At 42.6% G+C, this 24816-nt stretch carries 19 protein-coding genes; 12 read left to right on the top strand and 7 right to left on the bottom strand.

The window, feature by feature from the left end; all coding sequences use genetic code 11:
- Window positions 1-106: 106 nt before the first annotated feature.
- The 4 genes from IEV61_RS07720 to IEV61_RS07705 all read right to left on the bottom strand — a co-directional run bounded on the left by IEV61_RS07720 (window position 107) and on the right by IEV61_RS07705 (window position 4443).
- Window positions 107-964 carry an energy transducer TonB gene (locus IEV61_RS07720; RefSeq protein ID WP_188415383.1) on the bottom strand — a complete coding sequence of 286 codons (858 nt, stop codon included), beginning with the start codon at window positions 962-964 and terminating at the stop codon, window positions 107-109.
- 202 nt (window positions 965-1166) lie between these two features.
- Window positions 1167-1742 (bottom strand): hypothetical protein, encoded by a 576-nt coding sequence (locus tag IEV61_RS07715; RefSeq protein ID WP_188415381.1) that lies wholly within the window; start codon window positions 1740-1742, stop codon window positions 1167-1169.
- Between the two features lie 62 nt (window positions 1743-1804).
- Entirely contained in the window at window positions 1805-2899 is a 1095-nt protein-coding gene (locus IEV61_RS07710; RefSeq protein ID WP_188415379.1) for an outer membrane beta-barrel protein, read from the bottom strand.
- A 200-nt stretch (window positions 2900-3099) separates the two neighbouring features.
- A complete protein-coding gene (locus IEV61_RS07705) occupies window positions 3100-4443 on the bottom strand; it encodes an ammonium transporter (RefSeq protein ID WP_188415377.1) in 1344 nt (447 codons plus the stop codon).
- 367 nt (window positions 4444-4810) lie between these two features.
- Between IEV61_RS07705 and IEV61_RS07700 the strand changes: the two genes are divergently transcribed.
- From IEV61_RS07700 to IEV61_RS07670, 7 genes are all read left to right on the top strand, one after another.
- Window positions 4811-6982, top strand: coding sequence for a glutamine synthetase III family protein (locus IEV61_RS07700; protein WP_188415375.1), 2172 nt, complete (start codon window positions 4811-4813; stop codon window positions 6980-6982).
- A 175-nt stretch (window positions 6983-7157) separates the two neighbouring features.
- Window positions 7158-8552, top strand: a complete 1395-nt coding sequence (locus IEV61_RS07695; protein ID WP_188415373.1) for a hypothetical protein — start codon at window positions 7158-7160, stop codon at window positions 8550-8552.
- Between the two features lie 20 nt (window positions 8553-8572).
- On the top strand, window positions 8573-8812 hold the full coding sequence (locus IEV61_RS07690; protein WP_188415371.1) for a hypothetical protein: 240 nt from the start codon (window positions 8573-8575) through the stop codon (window positions 8810-8812).
- A gap of 23 nt (window positions 8813-8835) precedes the next feature.
- Window positions 8836-9363, top strand: coding sequence for a hypothetical protein (locus IEV61_RS07685; protein WP_188415369.1), 528 nt, complete (start codon window positions 8836-8838; stop codon window positions 9361-9363).
- Between the two features lie 655 nt (window positions 9364-10018).
- On the top strand, window positions 10019-11119 hold the full coding sequence (locus IEV61_RS07680) for an adenylate/guanylate cyclase domain-containing protein (RefSeq protein WP_188415367.1): 1101 nt from the start codon (window positions 10019-10021) through the stop codon (window positions 11117-11119).
- 258 nt (window positions 11120-11377) lie between these two features.
- Window positions 11378-11812, top strand: a complete 435-nt coding sequence (locus IEV61_RS07675) for a hypothetical protein (RefSeq protein WP_188415366.1) — start codon at window positions 11378-11380, stop codon at window positions 11810-11812.
- A 180-nt stretch (window positions 11813-11992) separates the two neighbouring features.
- The gene (locus tag IEV61_RS07670; protein ID WP_188415364.1) at window positions 11993-12856 is read left to right on the top strand and encodes a PAS domain-containing protein; all 864 of its coding nucleotides are present in this window, start codon (window positions 11993-11995) and stop codon (window positions 12854-12856) included.
- Between the two features lie 24 nt (window positions 12857-12880).
- Here IEV61_RS07670 and IEV61_RS07665 read toward each other — a convergent pair whose 3' ends face one another.
- Complete coding sequence (locus IEV61_RS07665; RefSeq protein ID WP_188415362.1) at window positions 12881-13528, bottom strand: hypothetical protein; 648 nt, start codon at window positions 13526-13528, stop codon at window positions 12881-12883.
- A gap of 258 nt (window positions 13529-13786) precedes the next feature.
- Entirely contained in the window at window positions 13787-15568 is a 1782-nt protein-coding gene (locus tag IEV61_RS07660; protein WP_188415360.1) for a chloride channel protein, read from the bottom strand.
- A 59-nt stretch (window positions 15569-15627) separates the two neighbouring features.
- Here IEV61_RS07660 and IEV61_RS07655 point away from each other — a divergent pair, with 59 nt between their 5' ends.
- A complete protein-coding gene (locus tag IEV61_RS07655; RefSeq protein WP_229747069.1) occupies window positions 15628-16809 on the top strand; it encodes an AIR synthase related protein in 1182 nt (393 codons plus the stop codon).
- 6 nt (window positions 16810-16815) lie between these two features.
- Window positions 16816-17517, top strand: a complete 702-nt coding sequence (locus IEV61_RS07650) for a sterol desaturase family protein (protein WP_188415358.1) — start codon at window positions 16816-16818, stop codon at window positions 17515-17517.
- Window positions 17518-17626: 109 nt separating this feature from the next.
- Here IEV61_RS07650 and IEV61_RS07645 read toward each other — a convergent pair whose 3' ends face one another.
- Window positions 17627-21025: a TonB-dependent receptor gene (locus IEV61_RS07645; protein WP_188415356.1), complete on the bottom strand. Its 3399-nt coding sequence runs from the start codon at window positions 21023-21025 to the stop codon at window positions 17627-17629.
- Between the two features lie 361 nt (window positions 21026-21386).
- Between IEV61_RS07645 and lpdA the strand changes: the two genes are divergently transcribed.
- From lpdA to IEV61_RS07630, 3 genes are all read left to right on the top strand, one after another.
- A complete protein-coding gene (lpdA, locus tag IEV61_RS07640) occupies window positions 21387-22778 on the top strand; it encodes a dihydrolipoyl dehydrogenase (RefSeq protein ID WP_188415355.1) in 1392 nt (463 codons plus the stop codon).
- Between the two features lie 102 nt (window positions 22779-22880).
- A complete protein-coding gene (locus tag IEV61_RS07635) occupies window positions 22881-23729 on the top strand; it encodes an MBL fold metallo-hydrolase (protein ID WP_188415354.1) in 849 nt (282 codons plus the stop codon).
- A 177-nt stretch (window positions 23730-23906) separates the two neighbouring features.
- The gene (locus IEV61_RS07630) at window positions 23907-24767 is read left to right on the top strand and encodes a sigma-70 family RNA polymerase sigma factor (RefSeq protein ID WP_188415353.1); all 861 of its coding nucleotides are present in this window, start codon (window positions 23907-23909) and stop codon (window positions 24765-24767) included.
- The last annotated feature ends 49 nt before the right edge of the window (window positions 24768-24816 follow it).

The raw sequence follows: 24816 nt of genomic DNA, 5'->3' as shown, positions 1-24816 counted from the left end.
GCGATTATTATGCACATTATGAATTAGTAAGCTGGCCGATGCCATCAACAAAAAAGCGCCCCCTAACCCAGGGGACGCCTCACTCTCTACTTATCTAAAAAAACAATTACTGGTTCATTTGAAATACTATAGGTATGGTGTACCTAACGCGTACGGGTTGTCCGTTTTGTTTGCCGGGTTTCCATGCGGGTGCCAGTTTAATAACACGCAGCGCTTCGCGGTCTAAGTCTGCCGATACGCCTTTTACAACCTGGATGTCGGACAGGTGGCCATCTTTTTCTACAATAAAACTGATGGTTACACGGCCTTCCATATCGGTTTCAGGGTAACGCAATGTTCTTTGGATAAATTTGCTCCAGGCTGCAGAACCTCCGAACGGCTCAGGCATTATATCAAGCCCTCCATCGAAAATAATATTTCCGTCAGAATTTCCAGTGGGTGTGCCCGCCGGCGTACCTTTGTTACCTAGTGTGTTGGTACCATCTAAAATCCCTGTAGTTGGCTTTGTTGGATCAACGGTGTTATTCACATTACTAATCTGCTTACTCATATCAATAACAGGCAGTTCAGTGGTTACCGGCTCGGTTGTGATTTTTGGCGGCAATACCCGCTGAGTATTCATGTTTACCTGCGGAGCCACAGGTGTTTTAGGAGCGTCTGATTTGATAGGTTGCTCGCGCAATTTTGCCTTCACAGGCTCTTCCACCTTCGGCTTTTCGAAGATAGGCGGCGCAATATGCACCTCTTGCTTCCTCTCAATATAATCCGGCACCACATCATGCTTAAACGCAATGGTAAATGATATGGCCGCGACTGTAAAGCCCAGCACGGTAATAGCCAGCGCCTTCATCATATTATCGCCGTAATGGTTGCGGAGATCATAAGCGCCATAACTTTTGTTGCGGTCGGCAAATACAAGATCGAGCCACTCGCTCTTGTACAAATCAAATTTTGAGTTTAGCATATCGATTGAAATTATATTTTAAATATAACACCAGCGCATTGCTATTATTTGCCTCAAATGTATTATTCAAAAAAAAATATTTATAAATACACGTTGCAACAACTTTTTTATCTTAAACACCTGTTTTTTGAAAATTCTATCAGTTTTTTATGCCATTTAACATTTCTTAACACTTTGGTTTTCAGCATAATTTGGCCAAACTTTACCAGTTTTTAGTGTCAATCTTCTTAAGTGTGGCCGGATTGGGCTTTACAGTTGCCGGGTTAGTTAAATAATCACTTACTTGCCCGCTTAATTTGGCACCATAGCTTCCCAACTTATCCAGGTATGCGTTCAGTTGCTTAGCGCTAACCTTAGCTTCCAGCTTTTCTAACGGGGTGCCAACATTGTTCATCGGGGCAAACACACCATAACGGTTGCGCTGGTATGGCGTATACATAAAGTCGGTTAAAATAAGCCGGTACTTATTGTCCTTAAAATCGATGCTCACGTTGTAAGCTAAGTGTCCTTCTTCCTGCCCGGTAACTAATCCTTGCTTGTACACCAGCACTATACCTCTGCCTTCAACACCACCTGCGTAATTAGCCTCTAAAAATTTTACACCGGTAACCGCTTTTTTTATGTAGGCAGCTAAGGCGGCAGCGTTGGGTTGTAGCGGGGCAGGTTTCACTACAAAGTAAGTATACTTATTTTGTTCGTTTAAGGACAGCAAGGCCTTTTGACCGTAACTTAACGAGCAGGCACTTAGGGCTAATATTAACAGGATGATAGTTTTCATAATATAAAAAGGGCCGTCACGATTAAATATCGACGGCCCTCAAATGTAATTTAGTTTTTTAATTAAAACGCATACACAGCGGCTAAGGCAAATTGACCGGCCGATTTTGACGGCATTCCATTACTCTTAATGAAAGAGCGATCGGTTTTAGCATTATCTAAACGAACTTCGGGAATAAACGTTAATCCGCCTGCTTTTACGTTAGCAGTTAAAGTAAAGGCTTTCACATCATCGCCCGGGCGGATATTAGAATATGTGCCGCCTGTTTTTGCTTTGTTTTTAAAGTATTCGCCTCTTAAACCCAAAGTTACCGCTTTTGATACGGCGTACTGCGGGTAAAGCGCTACACCGGCAAAGCCGCCGGCATCATCCGGTGCCGAAAAAGTGGCTGCGTTCAAACCTAATTTAAACATATCGGTGATCTGATAGGCAGTGGTCAGGTCAAACTCAGTGCCCGAAAACTTACCGCTTAATACGTTCAGGTAAGCGGTCCAGCCTTTAACCGGGCTCACCATTAACTGTCCGCCAACGGTTGATACCTCACGGCTTGATTGATAGGTGTTCCAGTAATCGTTAAAAATACCACCCATTAAACTTACTTTATCGCTAAAGGCATAGGTTAACTTTAAACCTGCGTTTTGGAACGGGCCGTTAGTGAAGAGGTAAGAAGTTGAGTAATTGAAATTACCCGTAGGTGCAATTACTTCATAACCCACAAAGGTGGCCATGTAACCTGCCGTAACATTCAACTTATCAGTTAAATCGTAACCTACGTACAGATTTTGAATGTGGAAGCTTTGGGTACCTAAAACAGGATTACCGTTTTGCAGATCTATACCGGAAGTAATGTCCTGATTGGGAATAGACTGACCCTGACCGCGCGGACCGAACGATAATTCGCCCACGAATAAGGCTTTGCTATATTTCTTTTTTACGCCCAAATCTATCATACCTATAGATACGGAATTAGATTCGTTAGCAAAACTGGTGGCAATGTTCGCGTTTTTTCTGCCGGCAAAGTCGTACTTATAATAGGTATCTACCGAACCAAAAAAGGTAAGCCCCGGGTCGGCGGCCGTTTTTGTAGTGTCCTGCGCCTGGACAAAGTACGTTGACGCCATTAAGAAAGCACCTGCAAGTAAAAATTTCTTTTTCATATGTGATAATTTGAGTAATTAACTACTTAGTTATTAATTATTTATGGTTAGTTGAAAGTCTTATGTAAAGAACGTAGCATTGGCTATCCGGCTGTTTTTTGCTTAAAGCCGGGTTAGTTTAGCACAATAAAATTTTGGTCAGTAAAAAGAGGATAATGAAAGCGCCGCATCAATAAATTTAGCAGCGCTTTCATTAAATATTATACGGTAAGGCGTTGTGATGTATAACGCTCGTCGTGTTGGCTGGCATCTAAACCAAGCTCTTCTTCTTCGGTAGTAACCCGAATAGGCTCGATGATGTTAACCAGTTTAAAGATCAGGAATGACATGATAAAGCTGAAAGGTACTACAACGGCTAAACCTTTTAATTGGGTAATTAAAAAGCCTACATCGCCATAAAGCGCACCGTTAGGGCCGGCAGCATTTACAGTTTTAGTAGCAAAAACACCGGTTAAAATCATACCTACTATACCGCCTACACCATGGCAAGGGAATACATCAAGCATATCATCTAAACTAGTCGTAGTTTTCCAGTGTGCAACTAAGTTAGATACAATGGCAGCAATAAAGCCAATGAAGATACTTTGCGGAATAGCCACAAAACCTGCACCCGGCGTAATAGCCACCAAACCAACTACGGCACCAATACAAAAACCTAAAACCGATGGCTTTTTGCCACGCAGTACATCAAAGAACATCCATGATAAACCGGCAGCACCTGCAGCAGTGTTGGTGGTTAAGAAAGCCGATACCGCTAACGAGTTTGCACCTAAAGCCGAACCTGCATTGAAACCAAACCAGCCAAACCACAGTAAACCTGTACCTATTAATACATAAGGTATGTTAGCCGGAGGGATAGCCAAACCATCGATGTGTGCTTTACGGCGTTTTAATACAATGGCACCTGCCAAAGCAGCGCAACCTGCGCTGATGTGTACTACAGTACCACCTGCAAAATCCCAAACACCCATCACGGCTAAAAAGCCTTTTGGATGCCAGCTCCAGTGTGCCAATGGGGCGTAAACCAGTAAGCTGAATAATACGGTAAATAAAATGTAAGAAGTAAAGCGGATACGCTCGGCAATGGCACCAACCACCAAACCTGGTGTAATAATGGCAAACATTAACTGGAACACTGCAAATAACGAACGCGGAATGGTTGGAGCCAGATCCCACGGGCCGCTTGAGTTTACACCTTTAAAGAACAGGTGTGTACGCGGATCGCCAATAAAACCACCGATAGAATCGCCAAAGCATAGGCTGTAACCTACCACGATCCATAATACTGTTACTACTCCGGCCGCTACCACGCTCTTGATCATGGTAGACAACACATTTTTACGCGTAACCATACCGCCATAAAAGAAGGCCAGTCCTGGTGTCATTAAAAATACTAAAGCTGAGGCTACAATTATCCAGGCAATATCAGCGCCGTTATACTTTGAAGTGTCGGCAAAGTCGGGAACTGCGGGAATAAAAATAGATGCGACCGCAATAAGCAGCAACACAATGAAGGGGAGATACCTTTTAAACGAATTTTCCATGCTTTTTTGTCTTTTGGGTTTAGTTTTTGATCATTAAGTGAATATTTAATTAAGTTTTTATAAATTTAGCATTATTAAAACAAAAAACAATAAGTTTTTTTAATAAAATTTTGCAAAACACACATATCTCATAATTAAACATTGCCTTTTTTACACCTTAAGCAAATTTAATTTTCCCGTTCATTGTTCTTCTCCTCTATCATTAGTAAACTAACCACTATTAAGTGCAAGTTTTCTTCACTCTTGCTAAAAATAAAATACAGTGATATTTTCAGGTGACATTTAACACATTTTTACTTAAAATACCTGATATATATAAGGTATAGGACTATATTTGGCGCCGTAACGTCTTAATGCCTAAAAAATAATGTCAAATATTCGTTTTCAAGCACTTCAAACAGTGCTTACCCGCCCAATAATGGAAGTAAACTTCCCGGCAAATAAAATTTCGGACTATTTTGGCTCTAATGTTTTCGATAAAAAGAAGATGAAAGAGTATTTATCGAAAGAAGCATTCGAAAGTATTATAAAATCTATTGAAAGCGGCGAACCTATCCCGCGCGATATGGCCGACCATGTGGCCTCGGCCATGAAAGCCTGGGCTATTGGCAAGGGCGCCACACATTATACCCACTGGTTTCAACCCCTAACCGGCACCACTGCCGAAAAGCACGACGCCTTTTTTGAACCCACGCCCGATGGCGCCATGGAGAAATTTAGCGGCGATGCGCTTGCCCAGCAAGAGCCCGATGCATCGAGCTTCCCTAACGGCGGTATCCGCAATACCTTTGAGGCCCGCGGCTATACCGCCTGGGATCCCTCCTCTCCTGCCTTTATTATGGGCCGCACGCTGTGTATCCCTACCGTATTTGTATCATACACCGGCGAAGCCTTAGATTATAAGGTACCCTTATTAAAGGCGCTGAACGCTTTAGATAAAGCTGCCGTAGATGTTTGCCAGTATTTTGATAAGAGCATTGAAAAGGTAAATGCCTCTTTAGGTATTGAGCAGGAATATTTTTTGGTTGACCTGGCCTTATTTAACGCCCGCCCCGATATGTACATGACCGGGCGCACGCTGTTTGGCCACATGTCGGCCAAAAACCAGCAGCTGGAAGACCATTATTTTGGTTCTATCCCCAGCCGGGTGTATGCCTTTATGCAGGATTTTGAAACCGAAGCACTGCAACTGGGCATCCCGTTAAAAACACGCCATAATGAGGTAGCACCTTCGCAATTTGAGTGTGCCCCTATTTATGAGGAAATTAACCTGGCTATAGATCATAACCAGTTGCTGATGGATGTGATGGACCGCGTGGGCAAGCGCCATAACTTTAAGGTATTACTGCACGAAAAACCTTACGCAGGTGTAAACGGCTCGGGCAAGCACAATAACTGGAGCATGATTACCAATACGGGCAAAAACCTGTTATCGCCCGGTAAAACGCCTAAGAGCAATTTAATGTTCCTTACGTTTTTTGTGAATACCATTAAAGCCGTGTACGAACATGCCGACTTGCTGCGTGCATCTATAGCTACCGTAAACAATGACCACCGTTTGGGTGCCAACGAAGCCCCCCCAGCCATCATCTCTATATTTTTGGGCAGCCAGTTGAGCGAGGTGTTGGACGAGATTGAAACCTCGCGCATTAGCAAACGCATAAAAGAAGACTCGCTGCTGTGGCAGGGCATTCCTAAAATACCGCAGATCTTGCAAGATAACACCGACCGTAACCGTACCTCGCCTTTTGCCTTTACGGGCAACAAGTTTGAGCTGCGCGCGGTGGGCTCATCGGCCAACTCGGCTAACCCTATGACTATTTTGAACATGATCGTAGCCGATCAGCTGCGTCGTTTTAAAATTGATGTAGATAAGCTGCTTAAAAAGGGTGAAAAGAAAGATGTGGCCCTGTTAACGGTGATTAAGAAATACATCAAAGATTCTAAATCTATCCGTTTTGAAGGTAACGGCTACAGCGAAGAGTGGGAAAAGCTGGCCGCTACGCGCAACCTGTCTAACATCAAGACCACGCCTAAGGCGCTGGATGCACTGATCACCGAAAAATCGGACGTGCTGTTTGAGAACACCGGTGTGTTTACCCGCCGCGAGGCCCATGCCCGCTACGAGATCTTGCTGGATGATTTCTACAAGAAATTACAGATAGAAGCCCGCGTTATGGGCGAACTGGTGAACAGTGTGATCATCCCTACCGCCATAGCCTACCAAAGCAAACTGGTAGAAAACGTAAAAGGCCTCAAAGATATTGGCATGGACGAAAGCGCTTACGCAGCCCAGTTAGACATCATCAAAAAACTATCGGAACACATTAACTTTATCAAGACTAATGTAGACCAGATGGTGAACGAGCGCAAAAAGGCCAACATCATTGAAAACACCCGCAACAAGGCCATAGCCTACGATGAAAAGGTGAAAGCGTTCTTTGACCCCATCCGCTACCATGTAGACAAACTGGAACAACTGGTAGACGACTCACTTTGGCCGCTGCCGAAGTTTAGGGAGTTGTTGTTTATTAAGTAAGTATTAGAGAAAGCCTCCGCGAAGCGGGGGCTTTTTTGTTTTGAAGTGTAGTTTTAATATGAGGTAACTAACTGGGCTGCTTGTAAAATTTTTCAAAAAATAGAAAAACATTTCTCTTGTGGATTAAAAGCCGATTATTTACCTTGCCTGTAAGTTAAAACGACCTTATCCTTACATGAAACAACCTTACCTGTCTTGGCATAAAGTTGGTGTCCTGCTACTTGTGTTCACAGCGGTGGTCATTTATAGTTGCCGCAAAGAGATGACCAGTGAAGAACAGCTCAACAGCCCGGAGGTAAGCGCAGCCAGGTCATGGTATGAAAGCACCTACCCGCAAAAAACCGGGGGTAACTTCACCACGTTAAGCACTACCACAACAAGCGACCCTGTAGACCTTACCCAGCGCATCAGGCCCGACTGGCCCAAAGGCTTAAGCTATCACCGGCTAAATAATGATGTGGTAGAAATACCTATTGATGCTTCCTCTAAGTTCAGCTATTCTTTAACGATGGGAGATGACAGAAGCAGGACAGTTTATAACAAAGCCTACAGCCGGAGCTCTTTCCTGTTGTTTAAAAAAGGCAGCGGTTATGAGGCTTTCATAATGATTATCATTGCCGATTCCTCTTATATAAAGAATGACCCCGGCAAGCTGGCTAACAACACGTATCGTAAGCATGATGCCGACTTTAGCGGCGTGGTGATTTACAGTACCCCCAAAGGCAAATTTATTTGCAGTTACGGGTACAAAAGCGGGCAATTACTGCCATATGGCAAGCCTGCACCAGACAACGCCTTAAAAGAAGCAAGCGTAAACGGCAGCAGCCATGAAACACAGGAGATAGAAAGAGACCCGCTTACTGTTACCTGTACTTACTATTATGTAGACCACTATATTAATGATGTTTTTGTCAACAGGGAATTTTTATACAGGGAGTGTATAACCAGCGGCAGTGATGGAAGCGGCGGCACGGGGGGCACCTCACCCACCACAACGCCCGAGTGCCCGCCCATAACAGGCACAGGGATGGCAGCCAAGTACCAGGTGTTGGGCGGGCGCGACCCGATAGGCGAACCACCACCACCTGACCCGGGCGACGGTGGTTTCCCGCCACCCGTTACTACCAACAGTAATTGTATTGTGAAGGTAGCTGACACAACAAGGGTTGATACTACGCAAGCATTCAAAGACCCCTGCCTGGAAAAACTGAAGCTGGCCGCTAACGCACAAAACGCCACCATAGCCTCACAAAACAACGCGCTGTTGCAAAAAGCGCTTGCAAGCGAGCCTTTTGAGTATGGTACAGAACATAATTTAACCAGTTGGCCAAACGGCAGCTACATGAACCTGCCCCTTAGAACTAACAACCTGCCTAATTCTTATACCAGCCGATTTACCTGGGACAGTGTAAACGGTTATACACTTGGCTTTACGCATTACCATCCGCGGGGCACAGCTTTTTCGCCGGGCGATGTGTATACGATGGTGAAGAGCCTGACCAGTTCCACCCTGCAGGCGGCGGGCAGTGCCGCAGTAAAGTATTACAAGGATAACGCCACCATCATATAGTAACCGCCAACGGCAACTATATGATGACTATCACCGACTGGGCAGCTATCGAAACGTTTGGTAACCAGTATGCGGCTAATCCACGTAGTTTCATTCAAGCATATAATGATAAAATTTCTCTTTTTGGCACCAATGATGCAGCATTAATATCAATGTTTGGTAATGTCATCAACCTATACAAAGCCGATGCTAACTCAACAGACTTTAAGCCAATTGTTTTAGACAGCAACAACCAGCCGGTTACTAAACCTTGTCCATAATTAACGATCTAAAAAGCAATAACATGAAAAATATTATACTTACCATATCAGCTTTACTGTTTAGCTTGTATGCCTTTAGCCAGGACACCACATCGACCCAAACAGCGGTATTTAATCTACCTAAAGGCAGTAAAAAGCTGTCCAAGCAACAGTATTCAGATTACTCGAAAAGTTTCAAAAAGAGACCTGACCTATTGCCTAACGATCATACTTATACCAAAGATGGATTGCTCATTATTATACGTAACAGGGCAATAGAGTACAATATTAAAACGCCGCTTCAAAAACGCAAAATGCAATTGGATGACGGTTTTAAAGAAGCTAAACTATACGTTTTGCAATCATCCATCGAAAATATTGATGGTATGAATTATCTGATATTTGAATACAAAATTGATGGTGATTACAGATTGAATTTTTATACAGATTATGTAAACGATAGTTATACTATAGGGATTATCAATTACAAATCTGAAGACCGTGAGAAGGCTCATCAATATTTAGACAAATTGTTAAAAAATTTACGGTTTAAAAGAGTTGCCAATGAATAACTGGTTACCCTCGCTGCCGCGAGTTTAGCGTAGCGTAACTTGTGGCAGCATTTCACCCGCTCATGGTACGAGCATACCTACCCGCAGAAAACCGGCGGAGGCTTCACCACGTTAAGTACTATTACAGCAAGCGCCCTGCTGGCGCACGCGTGCCGCGTGTGCCTAATAAACAATATATCTTTATTCTTATGACCAGCTCCCGCAAGTTTAGCAAAGCGTAACTTGTGGTAGCAATTTGCTGAAGTTTATAAACTTCAGTCATAAAATACCACAAGTTGAAAACTCGCGGTAGCAGTGAATTAATGTAAAATTTGAACTATATTATGACCATTAAGTTAGTTCCCCCCGCTACCGCAAGGGTCTCCCTTGTGGAAACTGATGACAGTCCTCATCCCTTGCTGATGTACGCAGCATACTGAAATATCCCGCTCCCGCAAACATAGCGAAGCGTAACTTTGGATGCAATTTGCTGAAGTTTATAAACTTCAGTCATAAAATACCACAAGTTAAAAACTTGCGGTAGCAATTAATTTAATGTGGAAAATTTGAGCTATGTTAAGACCATCAAGCTAGTTCTGTAACGTAAGTTGTCTAAGAGTGTAACGCCATAAAGGAAATGCAATTAGCTTAAGACTGTTAAATCATATACACACCAATGCTGTCACCTAAAACCGTAAGAAACGTTAAACGTGTAATTCCCTTTGGTGTGTTATGGTTTATTTTCAGCCTCATCTATTGTGTGCTGGAAAAAGGGCTTCTTGGGCAGTTGGAGCGCTACCCTACTACAGGTGTTGCCTATAATTTTTACAGAAACCTTATTGCTATTCCCTTAGCCGGGCTCGTTGTGGGGTTATTCACCGGCGTTTTGGAAATCGGTTACTTTAGCAAGTGGTTCATTAAAATGAGTTTCGGCAAAAAAATCATTTTAAAATCCATTATATACCTGGTTATTGTTGTTCTTTTCCTGATCTGCCTTACCATGCTCAATGCCTCTTATACGTATGGGTATACTTCTTTCAAAACTATATTAAGTCCGGCTTTTGCCTTTTTTGCCGATTATGCGGTGATCTGTATAATACAATACGTTGCCGCCATTATTGTGATCACTCAATTTTACGCTGAGTTTAGTCAAAGTATTGGCGTAGGTACATTGAGTAATTTTTTCCTGGGAAAATATCATCACCCTTTGGAAGAACAAAGAATATTTATGTTCCTGGATATGAAATCGTCTACCACCATTGCCGAAAACCTGGGTCACGTTAAATACTTCGAGATGTTACGCGAATATTTTTTTGACCTCTCAGAAGCTGTTATCGATTATGCGGGCACCATCTATCAGTATGCGGGCGATGAGATGATCATTTGCTGGAAGCTAAAAGAAGGGTTAAGAAACAACAACAGCATTAATTGCTTTTTCGCCATGAAACGCGCTTTAATAAGCCGGTCAGAAAAATACAACCAGCAATTTGGCGTTTTACCGGGGTTTAAGGCGGGGCTTCACTACGGCATGGTAACCGCCGGCGAAATAGGATCACTAAAAAAAGAAATTGTGTTCACCGGAGATGTATTGAATACCTCAGCAAGAATCCAAGGACTTTGCAATCAGCATAACGCTGAATTACTGGTTTCGGCGGATATGGTTAAAGTGCTCCAGCTCCCGGCTAAATACATAATAAGATCAGTAGGCGAGAACATGTTAAAAGGCCGGGGGAAAGCAATGGAGTTGTTTTCTATTACTACCGATAGTTTATATTAGCTATAAATACGTAGCTTCTGCCTAAGGAATTGTTACCCCATTCTTTTCCAGCACTCAAACAGTGGTGCGATGATAACACCGACCACAGGCTAAAAAGCTTACTATCGCAGCTATTCGGTATTCAGGGCTCACCTTCAACTATCCTAAGTAAAACATTCAATTATTTATTTGTTTATTAAATAGATTTTGAAAGCGTTTGGCTACGTTGATACTTAAAGTACACGGGGCAAGTTCAAAGTATTTATTAATTTTATCACCATGCGTATAAGCGGCTCCTATCAAAGTTTAGTCATTCTCCTTACAGGTATCATGCTTATGGCTTGCCATCCCTCACCCGATAAAAAAGTTGAACAGCCAGGCGTGAAGAACACGGCGAAACCTAAAGTCGTTAACCAGGAAGACGAGGTGGTAAACCTTATCTTAAACTTACCAGAGGTAAAACGCAAAAGCGCACAGGTAGAAAAAGACAGCCAAGGTAAAAGGCATTTAGAAACTTATGTAGAAACACCGCCCACCGCCAAAGATCCTAATTATTGGGTAAAAGTTGCCGAAGATAATGGCAACAGCCTGGTGGCTTACTACATATTTGCGGTGCACGGCAAAACCCATCAAATAAGCATGTATGATGAGGTGAATGACAGCCTGAAACCACTAAGCAAATGGCGGGAAGAAACACCGGCAAACGAGCGTTAGATTTATCTTAAGCTTTACCATCCTCCCAAGAACTGGTGGCCTCACTCCTGCTTCTTGGCCACTACCTTAAAACTATACGTTGTAGTAAGGCCTTCCCTGTGGCGTTCAATGATAATACCTCCCTCGTGGTGCTACGAAGAGAATTATTATTTCATAGATTTACGTACAAACATCATCATAATGAGGAAGTTCACGTTTTCTTTAATTGCCATATACCTGCTGGTAGGCTTTGTATGGTTGGTGGCCGGTTCCTGGCTAATCCGTAAGGTTAATGTGCAAATTCCCGGTTTTAATCTTCAATATGTTTACAACCTCAAAGATATGCTGTTTTTGGTGGTAAGCATTACCAGCATTGCCCTCATAACCCAAAACCGCTACCGCCGGCTGCTTTTGAAAGAAAAGGAACTCAACGGTCAACTGGTAAAACATGAGCAGAAAATGCACAAGCTTTTGCAGGATTACCAATATGTGAACGAAGCAACTAACGACTGTATTTGGGATTATGATATAGCAAAAGATGAACTGAAATGGGTAAGCGGCTATGACGAAATGTTTGGTTACCAGGACGGCACCGTGGTAAAAGATACATTTTGGAGAATGCCGAGGGTACACCCACACGACCGCGAACAAACCATAGAGCTGTTTAGAAATGTACTCACCAGCGGCGACCGAAGATGGGCTGCCGAGTACCGATACCTTTGCCACGACGGTAATTATAAATACGTGGCCGACCGCGGGTACCTCATCCTTAACGATGCCCTTGAACCGGTAAGGATGCTGGGCGCTATGCAGGATATTCATGAGGTAACCACTTACCGCCAGCAACTGGAATCGCAAAATGCGCAACTAAAAGAAATTGCCTGGCTCAACTCGCACGAGGTTAGGCGGCCGCTATGTAATATAACCGCCGTTATCCCCATGGTGAAAGAAAGTATAGGCGATCCGGCGAGTTTGTTAGAACTGATCACTATACTCGAAATCTCTGCCTGTGAGCTTGATCAAACCATCCACAAAGTGAATGCTCAAACCCAAACCCTGGACTGATAGTCCACCTGTTGTTAACCGTTACTACCCTGCAAAAAGCACCTTTTCAAATTTCAAATACTTGTTATTTTCTACTTTAAAGAAGTAGATGATAGCGTATTCGCCTTCGCTTACATAATTGCCCTCCTCATCGATACCACCCGGGTAAGATAGTGTGAGTGTAAGTGTTTTTGCTGCCTTGTCGTAGCTGGCTACCATGTAATAGCCGTCCTTACCGTCATTAATCTTAGGCGTGGTGTAACCGTCCGCTTGAGTGATTTTTTCGCTTTTTTCCTTGAGCAGGCTTTTGGTAAATGCTTCCGTAAAAATGACAGATTGGTGTTTTACAAAGTCAGCCTCAGTAAAAGTACCCGGAAATGTTTTTGGGCGCTTACCTTCTTCGGCACCATCATAAACCAGTTCCCATATTTGGGTGGTATCGGCATTTAGCGGGAAATCAAAATAGGTTTTCTGTTTATCAATATCTTTTTGGTAAACGGCCGTCCTGAAGTTGCGGAAATCATCAATCCAGGTGTTCACCGGCGCATATTGCGCTCCTGAAGTTGCTTTTACTGTTGAGTCTTGCTTTGTTTTAGCTTCTTGCTTGTGGCTGGGTTTGGTATTGCAGGCTTGTAAGGCCAGCAAAGCTATTGCGCAAAGGGATAAGTTCTTTTTCCAGTTCGTACTTTTCATGCCGGAGTATAAATAAGGATGTAGTTGAATTTTACAACGATTTAGAGTTTGACCTCCAATCCGTCGTAACCCCTACCTAACAATTTTGGGGGCGTTATGTTGCAGCAATATTGGGCCAATTTATCGGGCAGGTTTATGGCCTATCCGAGCAAGTTTCCAGTCTTATCCACCTTGCCAATAAACCAATCTACTTTAATGAAGAAATATGAAGTTTTATGAAGAAAACAGAAGCTTTACTAAATAAATATGAATCGAAAACTACGGCTTTACAAAGAAATCCGCCTCTTTGTGTTGTTGTATAAACACCTGCCTGTACTGCGTTAACAACGCCGATTTGGAAACAAAGCCTACAAACTTTTCGTTCTTCACAACGGGCAACTGCCACACGTCCATGTTGTCAAAAACGTTCATTACACTGCTTACAGGCTGATTATAACTGATAATAGCCGGCGGCTTAACCATAACATCGCCTACCACGGCATCGGCACTGTTAACTTTGAACATTTGCTTACGTATCTCATCCATCCAAATTACGCCCTCAAGCTGCTGCTGGCTGTTGGTTACGGCGAAAATATTGGCCGTACTGCTGGATAATATCTTGTAAAAATCAGTCAACGGCATATCTTTACTTAACGCTGTAAAATCCTTATTAATAAGGTTTTGCAGGCTTATATTGTTCAACATACTGTAATCTTGATCGGGGTGAATGTCCTTTTCATGGATCAGCGCATGCCAGTACATATTATGCGGATTAAACAAGCGGGATATGATATAGGATATAGCTGACACGATCATGAGCGGAATAAAGAGCAGGTAGCCGCCCGTAATTTCGGCAATGAGGAATATGGCAGTAAGCGGGGCATGCAATACGCCACTCAATGCACCGGCCATGCCAACTGCTATAAAGTTACTGGTACTCAGATGAATAAGCCCTGTTTGGTTAACGCCGTAAGCCAATAATAAACCCAGGAAAGCACCTGTAAACATGGTTGGGGCAAAGGTACCACCGTTACCACCCGCACCCAGAGTAATGCCCGCAGCTACGATCTTGATCATAACCAGCGCAGCTATAAAAACCAGCATAAATATAGGATCGGAGAGCCAATCGGCATATAATGACTCCTCTTTGAGCACCTCCACATTACCATTAAGAATAGCTTGCAGATAATGGTACCCCTCACCAAGCAATGGCGGAAACAGAAGTATAAGCACACCCAGCATTAAACCGCCTGCGGCGGCCCGCAAATACCGGTTATGTTTCTTGAGGATACCGCTTTCAAGATTATGGGCTACCTTATTAATGTATACGGCAATTAAGCCGCTTAATACGCCTAATACCACATAAAAAGGTAACGCGGTCATTAACCATCCCTCGGTAACCAGGTGAAACAACTGCCTTGAATGCAGCAACTTACCTACCACCACCCCAGTAGCCGAGGCTATCAGCAGCGGTATAAAGGTTGGGATGGTTATTTCCCCTATCAGTATCTCCAGGGCAAACAGCACCCCGGCTATAGGACTGTTAAATACCGCGGCAATACCTGCCGCTGATCCGGCCGCCAGTAAAACTGTTTTTTCGTATGTACTGAGGTTAAAAAAGCGGGCTGCATTAGAACCCATGGCTGCACCAGTCACCACAATCGGTGCCTCTAACCCCGATGAACCGCCAAAGCCTACGGTTAGGGAGCTACTGATTAAATGAGCGTAGGCATTATCATAAGGTATATTGGCTTTGTTCTTCTTTATGTTCATCAGGATATTGCCTATCCCTTTTTGCAAATGATCTCGGTTTACGAGGTGCTGATAGGCCACTGTGAGTAACAAGCCCAAAGCAGGCAATAATAAAAAGCTGTAATGGTAAGGCACCTGCTGGGCTATATGGCGGCTTAACTCTTCCATTAAATGCACCAGGTACTTTAATACAACGGCTGCCATACCACCCAGCAGGCCAACCAGCACGCTGCAGTAAATTAAAAAGTTGCGCGGTGTAGTCTGGTTAGAGCGCCAGTGGTTAATTTTATGTAAGAGTGTTTTCAGCATAGCTGTGGAGATGTAAAGCAAAGTAACGATTTTTACTAACGTAAGCCGTATATTTGACCATGATTTCTGAGCAAAGATATGATCAGCGGGGTGTATCGGCTTCTAAAGATGATGTACACCAGGCTATTAAAAACATAGACAAGGGCCTTTTCCCTAAAGCATTTTGTAAAATAATACCTGATATATTAACTAACGACCCGCTGTACTGCAATATTATGCATGCAGATGGTGCCGGCACCAAATCATCGCTTGCTTACGTATACTGGAAACAAACCGACGACGTTTCGGTTTGGCGCGGTATTGCTCAGGATGCCATTATTATGAATTTGGATGATCTGCTTTGCGTAGGCGCTACTGACAACATCCTGCTATCCTCAACCATTGGCCGTAATAAAAATCTTATTCCGGGCGAAGTAATTGCAGCCATCATTAATGGTACCGAAGAAATTTTGGAAGAACTTCGCAGCTACGGTATAGGCATCTACTCCACCGGTGGCGAAACCGCCGATGTAGGCGATCTGGTGCGTACTATCATTGTGGATTCTACCGTTACCTGCCGTTTAAAGCGCGAAGATGTGATTTCTAATCACCGCATTAAACCGGGCAACGTGATTGTAGGCTTAGCCTCTTATGGACAAGCAACTTATGAAAAAGAATACAACGGTGGTATGGGCTCTAACGGATTAACCTCGGCCCGTCATGATGTTTTTAACAAGTCTATAGCTCAGCAGTTCAGCGAAAGCTTCGACCCGGCGGTGCCCGAAAGCCTGGTATTTTCAGGCAGTAAAAACCTTACCGATTTGATCGATATCGGCAATGGACAAACCATAACTGCGGGTAAACTGGTATTATCGCCAACCCGTACTTACGCCCCTGTGATTAAAGCTATATTGGATAAATACCGCAGCCAGATAGATGGCATGGTACATTGCAGCGGAGGCGCACAAACCAAAGTGCTGCACTTTGTAAATGATGTACATGTTATTAAAGATAACCTCTTTCCGGTACCTCCACTGTTCAAACTCATACAACAGGAATCCGGCACCAGCTGGCAGGAAATGTACAAGGTCTTTAATATGGGGCACCGTATGGAGCTTTACGTTTCAGAAGATATAGCCCAGGAACTCATTGCCATCTCGCAAAGTTTTGGTATTGAAGCGCAAATCGTTGGGCGCGTGGAAGCTGCTGATCAAAAGCAGGTTACTGTGAAATCGGAATTTGGCGAGTTTGTGTATAATTAATATGAAGTGAATGTTTTAAACTTTTTAAACCAGCAATCTGCGGTTTTACTGTGGCTCATATTTCTTATCGAAAATTTGCTGGTAACCGCAACCTCGCTGCTGTTTGGTTTACTAATTTTAAGACGTTATAAAATACAGGTACCTTCAGTTACTTCCTCAGAATATTGGCTATGTCTGCTTACCAACCTTATTAATACGGCTATTACCTATGCTGGCTTTTGGTTATGGCAACACCACTATATCCGGCTTGAATTTTCGGTTTCATGGCATTTGTTATCCGATTTCTTAATCCTCTTTCTGGCTATGGATTTAGCCATGTATATTTTCCACTACTTTATTCATCATACCGCCGCATACAAGGTTATACATGGGCTACACCATCAATATCATAACCCCACACCCATCGACCTGTACGTGCTACACCCACTTGAAACCATAGGTTTTGGCGCGCTGTGGTTAATTGTATTAAGTGCTTACGGTTTTAATTTCTATGCTGTGATAGCCTACTTAACCCTAAATGTTATCTTCGGCATTATAGGGCATTTAGGCTTTGAGCCATTACCCCAAAGCATCACTACAAATCCCTTTTTAAAATATTGGGGAACTTCCTCTTTTCATCACAACCATCATCAGGACATTAACTGCAACTTTGGCTTTTATACCTCAATTTGGGACAGGTTATTAGGAACGTATAAAGAGCGCAAATAGCTACCTGAATTCACTAAAAAGCACTTTTATTTCGAAAATATTACATATTCTAAGACACAAAAAAGCCGGATCATTGCTGACCCGGCTTTTCAATTTTATACTATTACTATTAGTTGAAGATGTATCTTAAACCTAATTGCATGTAATAAGTAGAAGTAGTAGTGTTGTTATCTCTGAAAGTTTCAGAGATTAAGCTACCACGATCTAAGTTTAAACGGAAAGTTGGTTTAACGGTTCCACCAGCTACCAAAGCTGCAGCGTTAGCAGGAGCTAAAATGGCGCTGTTATTAACCAATTTGTAAGTACCCCAATTTTTGTTCAACAAGTTACCTACGTTTAGGATGTCTGCAGTAAACTGGATAGTATTACGTTTGCCACCAACATTAACAAATAAATCCTGAGCAAATTTAAAGTCAAATTGGCTTCTCCATGGAATTTGAGCTCCGTTACGTTTAGCGTACTCACCTTGGTGCTTGCTCAAATAATCATCTTGGGCTATGTATTTGAAGAAAGCTTCCGATTGCGTAGCTTCACTATAAGTAACCGCATTAGCTCCTGTACCTACTGTGTTAGGTGCAAAAGTGATCTCAGATGGATTACGAGGGATGTAAATCAAATCGTTGGTTTGACCATCGCGGTTAAAGTCGGCTGAGTAAGTATAAGAGAAACGACCGGCAATAGAACCTTCATAAAATAATGATAAGGTAGTAGCCAAGTGTTTCAGGTACTCTTTACGGTATGATACGTAAGCGATCAAACGATCTGGCACTACATAACTTGCTGAAGCAAGATCAGGATTGTTAGCGTTATTTGAGATTTGGGTAATTGACCATGTATTGATCAACTGATCACCGCTACCATCATACAGGTTTTTAGCCTGGCTTTTAGTATAAGCAACTGATCCAAAAAAGCCTTTGCCAAATTGTTTGTCTAATTTACCGGTAACCGACCAGTAGTAGCCTTGTGATGCATTTTTCAACATGATAGCATTTAAGGCCTGAGTACCGTTGGCAGCGCCATTGCGTACCGGGATGTTCGGTGTAGCAGAGTTAGCAGCAGTAAGCGGGTTAATAAATTTGCCACTAACTGCTGAAGGATAAATTGGACGGTTATCTGGATAACCGGCAACATTTAAAGGAGTTGGATCAACTAAGTTGATGTTCTCACCTTTGGCAATGTTCAGATCTTTGCCGTAAATACCTTCAATAGTACCTACAATGCCGAATGGTAATTTAGCATCTATTGCTAAAGTACTCTTCCATTGTTGAGGGTTTTTGAATTTAGGGCTGATAGCGCTGATAGCCGATGGTACTGAAGTACCAATTTTTTGGTAAGCATTAGGATCAACGTAAGCAAATGGGTTAACGTTGAAAGGGCCAGGCGTTACAAAATTAGCACTGTTAGCAGATGCACGACCGTTGTTAGCCGCTGGTGTTTCATAAGTTTGAGTAAATTGTAACAAACCAGAGTCACCAGATTGAGCAACTATCCATACAAAAGGAACCTGACCAGTGAAGATACCGGTACCACCTCGTACTTGTAAGCTGCGGTTACCAAATACATCGTAGTTAAAACCAATACGTGGTGAAGGCATAATACGTGGAGTTGGCAATAAACCGGTGTTCATAAACTGACCGCCGTTAAACAGCAAATTAGCTACTAATGGGTGGGTTTTAATTTGTTCAACACCAGGGTAAGTAGCCAGGTCTAAACGCAAGCCCGGAGTAACTTTGAATCGGTCAGATACGTTGATCTCATCCTGGAAGTAACCTGCGTATTGCGCAAATTTAAAAGTTGGGAATACTTGATTAAATCCTTGGTTCAGTGGGAAAGTTACTGCAAAATCAACAGGCTTTTTACCACCTACGAAATCATCCCATGAAGCAAAAGTATAATAGCTGGTTCCAAAACGTTGGAAACCGTTAGTAGTAGTACTGAAATCAGCCTGAGCTCCTAAAGTAAAGTTGTGCTTGCCAATGTTCCAGGTCAGGTTATCAATAAACGAGTACGTTTTAACGTCGCGCAGGTTACCATAAGTAAATGGCTCATAACCAAATGAGGTTAAAGGAACGTTTAAGTCACTACCATTTGGTGATAAGATATCTACGAACGGAAATACTGAACTGTTTGAGCTACGTGGATCATTTTGGTGAGTCCATGTACCACGCAAAGTGTTTGATACCTTACGGCCAAACATGGTAAAGTTTGAGTTTAACTCAGCAGCAATAGAGTACAGGTTTTGATCCTGACCATAGTTTGAGTTTTGAAACTGCAATGCATATTGGCTGGTACGAGTTTGAGAGAAAGACGCTAACGGAGAACGTGACGTACTGGCAAAACTTGGCGAAGTACTTTCCACCTGGCTGTAACGTACAGTAAATTTGTTGTAGTCGTTAATGTTCCAGTCTAAGCGTGCCAATATCTTGGTGTTCTCATCGCGGAATGCATAGTTATCAAACGCTCCGGTTTCATAACCATAAGTAGTTCTCAAGTAATTACTGTAAGTGGTCAACTGATCAGCAGTAGGTCTGCGTACATCAGGATTGGCTGTGCCATATGGGCGGGCAGCCGTTGATGCAAAGTTGGTTTGACCAGGGTAATCGTTAGTGTAACGCTCAGCGTTTAAAAACAAGAATAATTTGTTTTTAATGATAGGACCGCCTAAGCTAAAACCGTAAGTCTTTTGAGAAAGATCCTGCTTCACAATCTTAACATTGTCTTTTACATGGCTACCCTGCATGCTCTCATTTCTATAATAACCGTAAATTGAACCGGTAACCTGATTGGTACCTGATTTTGTAACGGCATTAATAGCACTACCAATAAAGCCTGACTGGCGAACATCAAACGGCGTAACGTTTACCGAGATCTCAGCAAGTGCATCTAAAGAAATAGGTGCACCGCTTGCAGGTAAGTTACCACCGATACCAAACTGGTTGTTGAAGTTTGCACCATCAACTGTAAAGTTGTTTTGACGATAGTTACCACCGCCAATAGCACCCTGGCTGGTTGATGAGGCTTGTGGTGTTAAACGGGTTAAATCGTTAACGCTACGGCCTACAGTAGGTATAGCAGCAATTTCGCGTGTGTTAAGGTTAGTTAAAGCACCCTGACGGCCACCGTTAAGTACACGTGATGCCGTTGTACCTTTTACAGTTACAGCAGAAAGCTCTGTACCATTGCCTTTAAGGATATAATTCACCGTTAAAGGCTGACCTAAGGTTAAAACCAGGTCGGTAACGGTTTCAGTTTTAAAACCCACGTAAGATATAACTACCGTGTAAGGGCCGCCAACACGCATGTTGGACATTAAAAAGCGGCCTTCGCTGTTAGTTGTAGTAACATAATTACTACCGGTAGGAACGTGTGTGGCTTTGACGGTTGCGCCAATCAAAACCTCATTCCTATCATCTTTAATGAGCCCCGTCATGCTACTGGTGGTTACCTGTGCAAAGGTAGCCGCGGCAGAAAACAGGAGGAATAATGCGAGAAGTAAAGTTTTCTTCATGCTTTTTGTTTTGTGTTTAATGAACGTTAAATAGTTTTTAAAAAATTCCCTGCAAATATATACAATGGCTTCATTTACAGTGTTAAGTTAATGTTAACAATTTAGATAACTTTTGCACAATTTGTAATAAAAGTGTTAAGATAATTAAATATATAACGGCATTATAATGCATTCATTAAACAATGTGTAACTAAAGTCTCATTTTGCCCCATAATATGGGTCAAAATGCATTTTATCTAAAATTCTTAAATAATCACCTGTAAATCATAATCATCTTACCACTAAATAGCTTCAACTAACACACTTTATTGTATCAGGCTTTTTATTTAGCTTTGGCCTCGAACTGAAAAAGAAAAACATAATGAACTACGATTTAATTGTTATCGGATCTGGTCCTGGTGGTTATGTAGCTGCAATACGCGCTTCGCAACTGGGTTTAAAAACAGCCATCATCGAAAAAGAATCGCTGGGTGGTATATGCCTTAACTGGGGTTGTATTCCAACCAAAGCTTTGTTAAAAAGCGCCCAGGTTTTTGAGTACATTAATCACGCTGCCGATTACGGTATTAACGTAGATGTTAAAGGCGAGCCTGATTTTGAAGCTGTAATTAAACGCAGCCGCGGTGTAGCCGAAGGCATGAGCAAAGGTGTTCAGTTTTTAATGAAGAAAAACAAGATCGATGTGATCATGGGTTTTGGCAAACTTAAAGGTAAAGGCGCCGTTGAAGTTAAAGCCGCCGATGGTACCATGTCTGAACATACTGCTAAAAGCATCATATTGGCTACAGGTGGCCGCTCGCGCGAGTTGCCTAACCTGCCACAAGATGGTAAAAAGGTAATTGGTTACCGCCAGGCTATGGTATTGCCTAAAATGCCTAAATCAATGCTGGTTGTAGGTTCGGGTGCTATAGGTATTGAGTTTGCTTATTTCTATAACGCTATGGGCTGTAACGTTACCGTAGTTGAGTATTTAGATAATATTGTGCCTTTAGAGGACGAAGAAGTATCAAAACAATTAGGCCGTATACTTAAAAAGCAAGGTATTAACATCATGACCGGTTCTACCGTTGAATCGGTAGACAGCAGCGGCGACCTGTGCAAGATCAGCGTTAAAACTGCTAAAGGTATTGAAACACTGGAAGCCGAGATCGTACTTTCTGCAGTAGGTATTGCTACCAACCTTGAAGGTCTTGGTTTAGAGGAAGCCGGTGTTAAGTTTGATAAAGGCCGCGTATTGGTTGATGATTTTTACAAAACCAACGTCGAAGGTATTTACGCCATTGGCGATATTGTTAAAGGCCAGGCCCTGGCTCACGTAGCCTCTGCCGAAGGCATTATCTGCGTTGAAAAAATTGCAGGTCAGCATGTAGAGCCGTTAAATTATAACAACATCCCGGGCTGTACTTATTGCTCACCAGAGGTTGCTTCGGTAGGTTATACCGAAAAAGCGGCTAAAGAAGCAGGTTACGAAGTTAAGATTGGCCGTTTCCCATTCTCAGCATCGGGTAAAGCCAGTGCAGCAGGTGCAAAAGACGGCTTTGTAAAAGTAATCTTCGATGCTAAATATGGAGAGTTCTTAGGAGCACACATGATTGGCTACAACGTTACCGAAATGATTGCCGAAGTAGTTACTGCCCGCAAGCTGGAAGCTACCGGCCATGAGATCATTAAATCGGTACACCCTCACCCTACCATGAGCGAAGCCGTAATGGAAGCTGCCGCCGATGCTTACGGTGAAGTGATCCACTTATAACATTTAGTCAACAGACCTTAGTTGATAGTCCATAGTGAGTAATTTTGCTATGGACTATTGTATTTTAAGCACTTGCTGAGAATCTTATATTAACCATCGACTATGGACTCAAAACTTTTCACTATCAACACCGGCCTGTTCAAATTGGATGGTGGCGCTATGTTTGGTGTGGTACCTAAAGCCATTTGGAGCCGTTCCAACCCGGCCGATGAGGATAACCTGTGCACCCTGGCCATGCGTTGTCTTTTAGTACAGGATGGAGACAGGCTTATCCTGATAGATACCGGTATTGGCACTAAACTGCATGCCAAAGTACTCCCCTATTATCATTTGCATGGCAATGATACGCTTAATGATTCATTAGCCGCGCATGGCTTTCATCCTGATGATATAACAGACATATTTTTAACTCACCTGCATGTAGACCATGTTGGCGGCGCAGTAATTCACCAAAATGATGGGCTAAAACCTGCATTTAAAAATGCCACGTACTGGAGCAACCAGGAGCATTGGGATTGGGCAACTGTTAATCCTAACGACCGCGAGAAGGCGTCTTTTTTGAAGGAAAATATCATGCCTTTACAAGAAAGCGGCAAACTTCAGTTTTTGGCTATTGAAGAAGGGTTGCAATTTTCACCCAACATGCACGTGCATTTCGTGTCGGGCCATACCAGGGGCATGATGCTGCCAGTATTGCAGTATAAAGGCCGTAAAATAATGTTTGTAGCCGATCTGTTTCCAACTACCGGCCACCTACCTATTGCTTATGTAGCCTCCTATGATATGTTCCCGCTGCAAGCCATGAATGAAAAGCGTCAATGGCTGCAAAAAGCAATGAAGGAAGACTACATTTTATACTTTGAACACGATGCTATAAATGAGTGCTGTACGTTGCAACAAACCGATAAAGGCATACGTGCAAAAGATGTATTTCAGCTGACAGATGTTTAACTGCCAATTATTTGCCTGGTATAACTTATGTGATGTAATCAATAAAATTGGAACGTATTAAAACAAGTTTATTATAATTGCATTATTGTAATTATCAATTACGCCAATAAAAAATAATAACAAATTTATACCTTTGCACGTTCAATTCTAAAACCAAGAATCGAGGTAATAAAGTAGATGAGACAACTCAAAATAACCCAATCCATTACCAATCGTGAATCACAATCACTCGATAAGTATTTACACGAGATTGGTAAGGTTGACCTGATAACTGCCGAAGAAGAAGTAATATTAGCACAAAAGATCCGTGAGGGTGACCAGGCCGCTTTAGAGCGTCTAACCAAAACCAACCTGCGTTTCGTGGTATCGGTTGCTAAACAATATCAAAATCAAGGGCTTACCCTTGGCGATTTAATTAACGAAGGTAACCTGGGCTTAATTAAAGCCGCAAAGCGTTTCGATGAAACCAAGGGTTTCAAATTTATATCATATGCCGTATGGTGGATTCGCCAATCTATTTTGCAGGCTATTGCCGAGCAATCGCGTATTGTGCGTTTACCGTTAAACCAGGTAGGCTCTTTAAGTAAAATAAGCAAGGCTTTCTCTAAGTTAGAACAGGAGTACGAGCGTGAGCCATCACCCGAAGAACTGGCCGATATATTGGAAACCACGGTTGATAAGATCTCTGATACGTTGAGCAACTCTGGTCGCCATGTTTCTATGGATGCACCGTTTGTTCAGGGAGAAGAAAATACGTTGCTGGATGTATTAGAGAATAAAGAACCTAATACCGACTCTATTTTAATTAACGAGTCGTTATCTGAAGAAATTAAACGTTCGCTTTCCACTTTAACAGAGCGCGAGCGCGAGATCATCGTATTATTTTTCGGTTTAGGTAGCAATCAGCCGCTATCGTTGGAAGAAATTGGTGAAAAATTTAATTTAACACGTGAACGTGTACGTCAAATAAAAGATAAAGCATTACAACGCTTGCGTCATACATCTCGCAGCAAGATCTTAAAATCTTATTTAGGTTAACCTTTTAATAATTTTGAAGCCCTGCCGACACATCGGCAGGGCTTTTTTG

Source organism: Mucilaginibacter galii, from assembly GCF_014635825.1.
Lineage (GTDB): Bacteria > Bacteroidota > Bacteroidia > Sphingobacteriales > Sphingobacteriaceae > Mucilaginibacter > Mucilaginibacter galii.
Note: the sequence above shows the minus strand (reverse complement) of the source record. Positions and strands in the feature narration are given on the sequence as shown.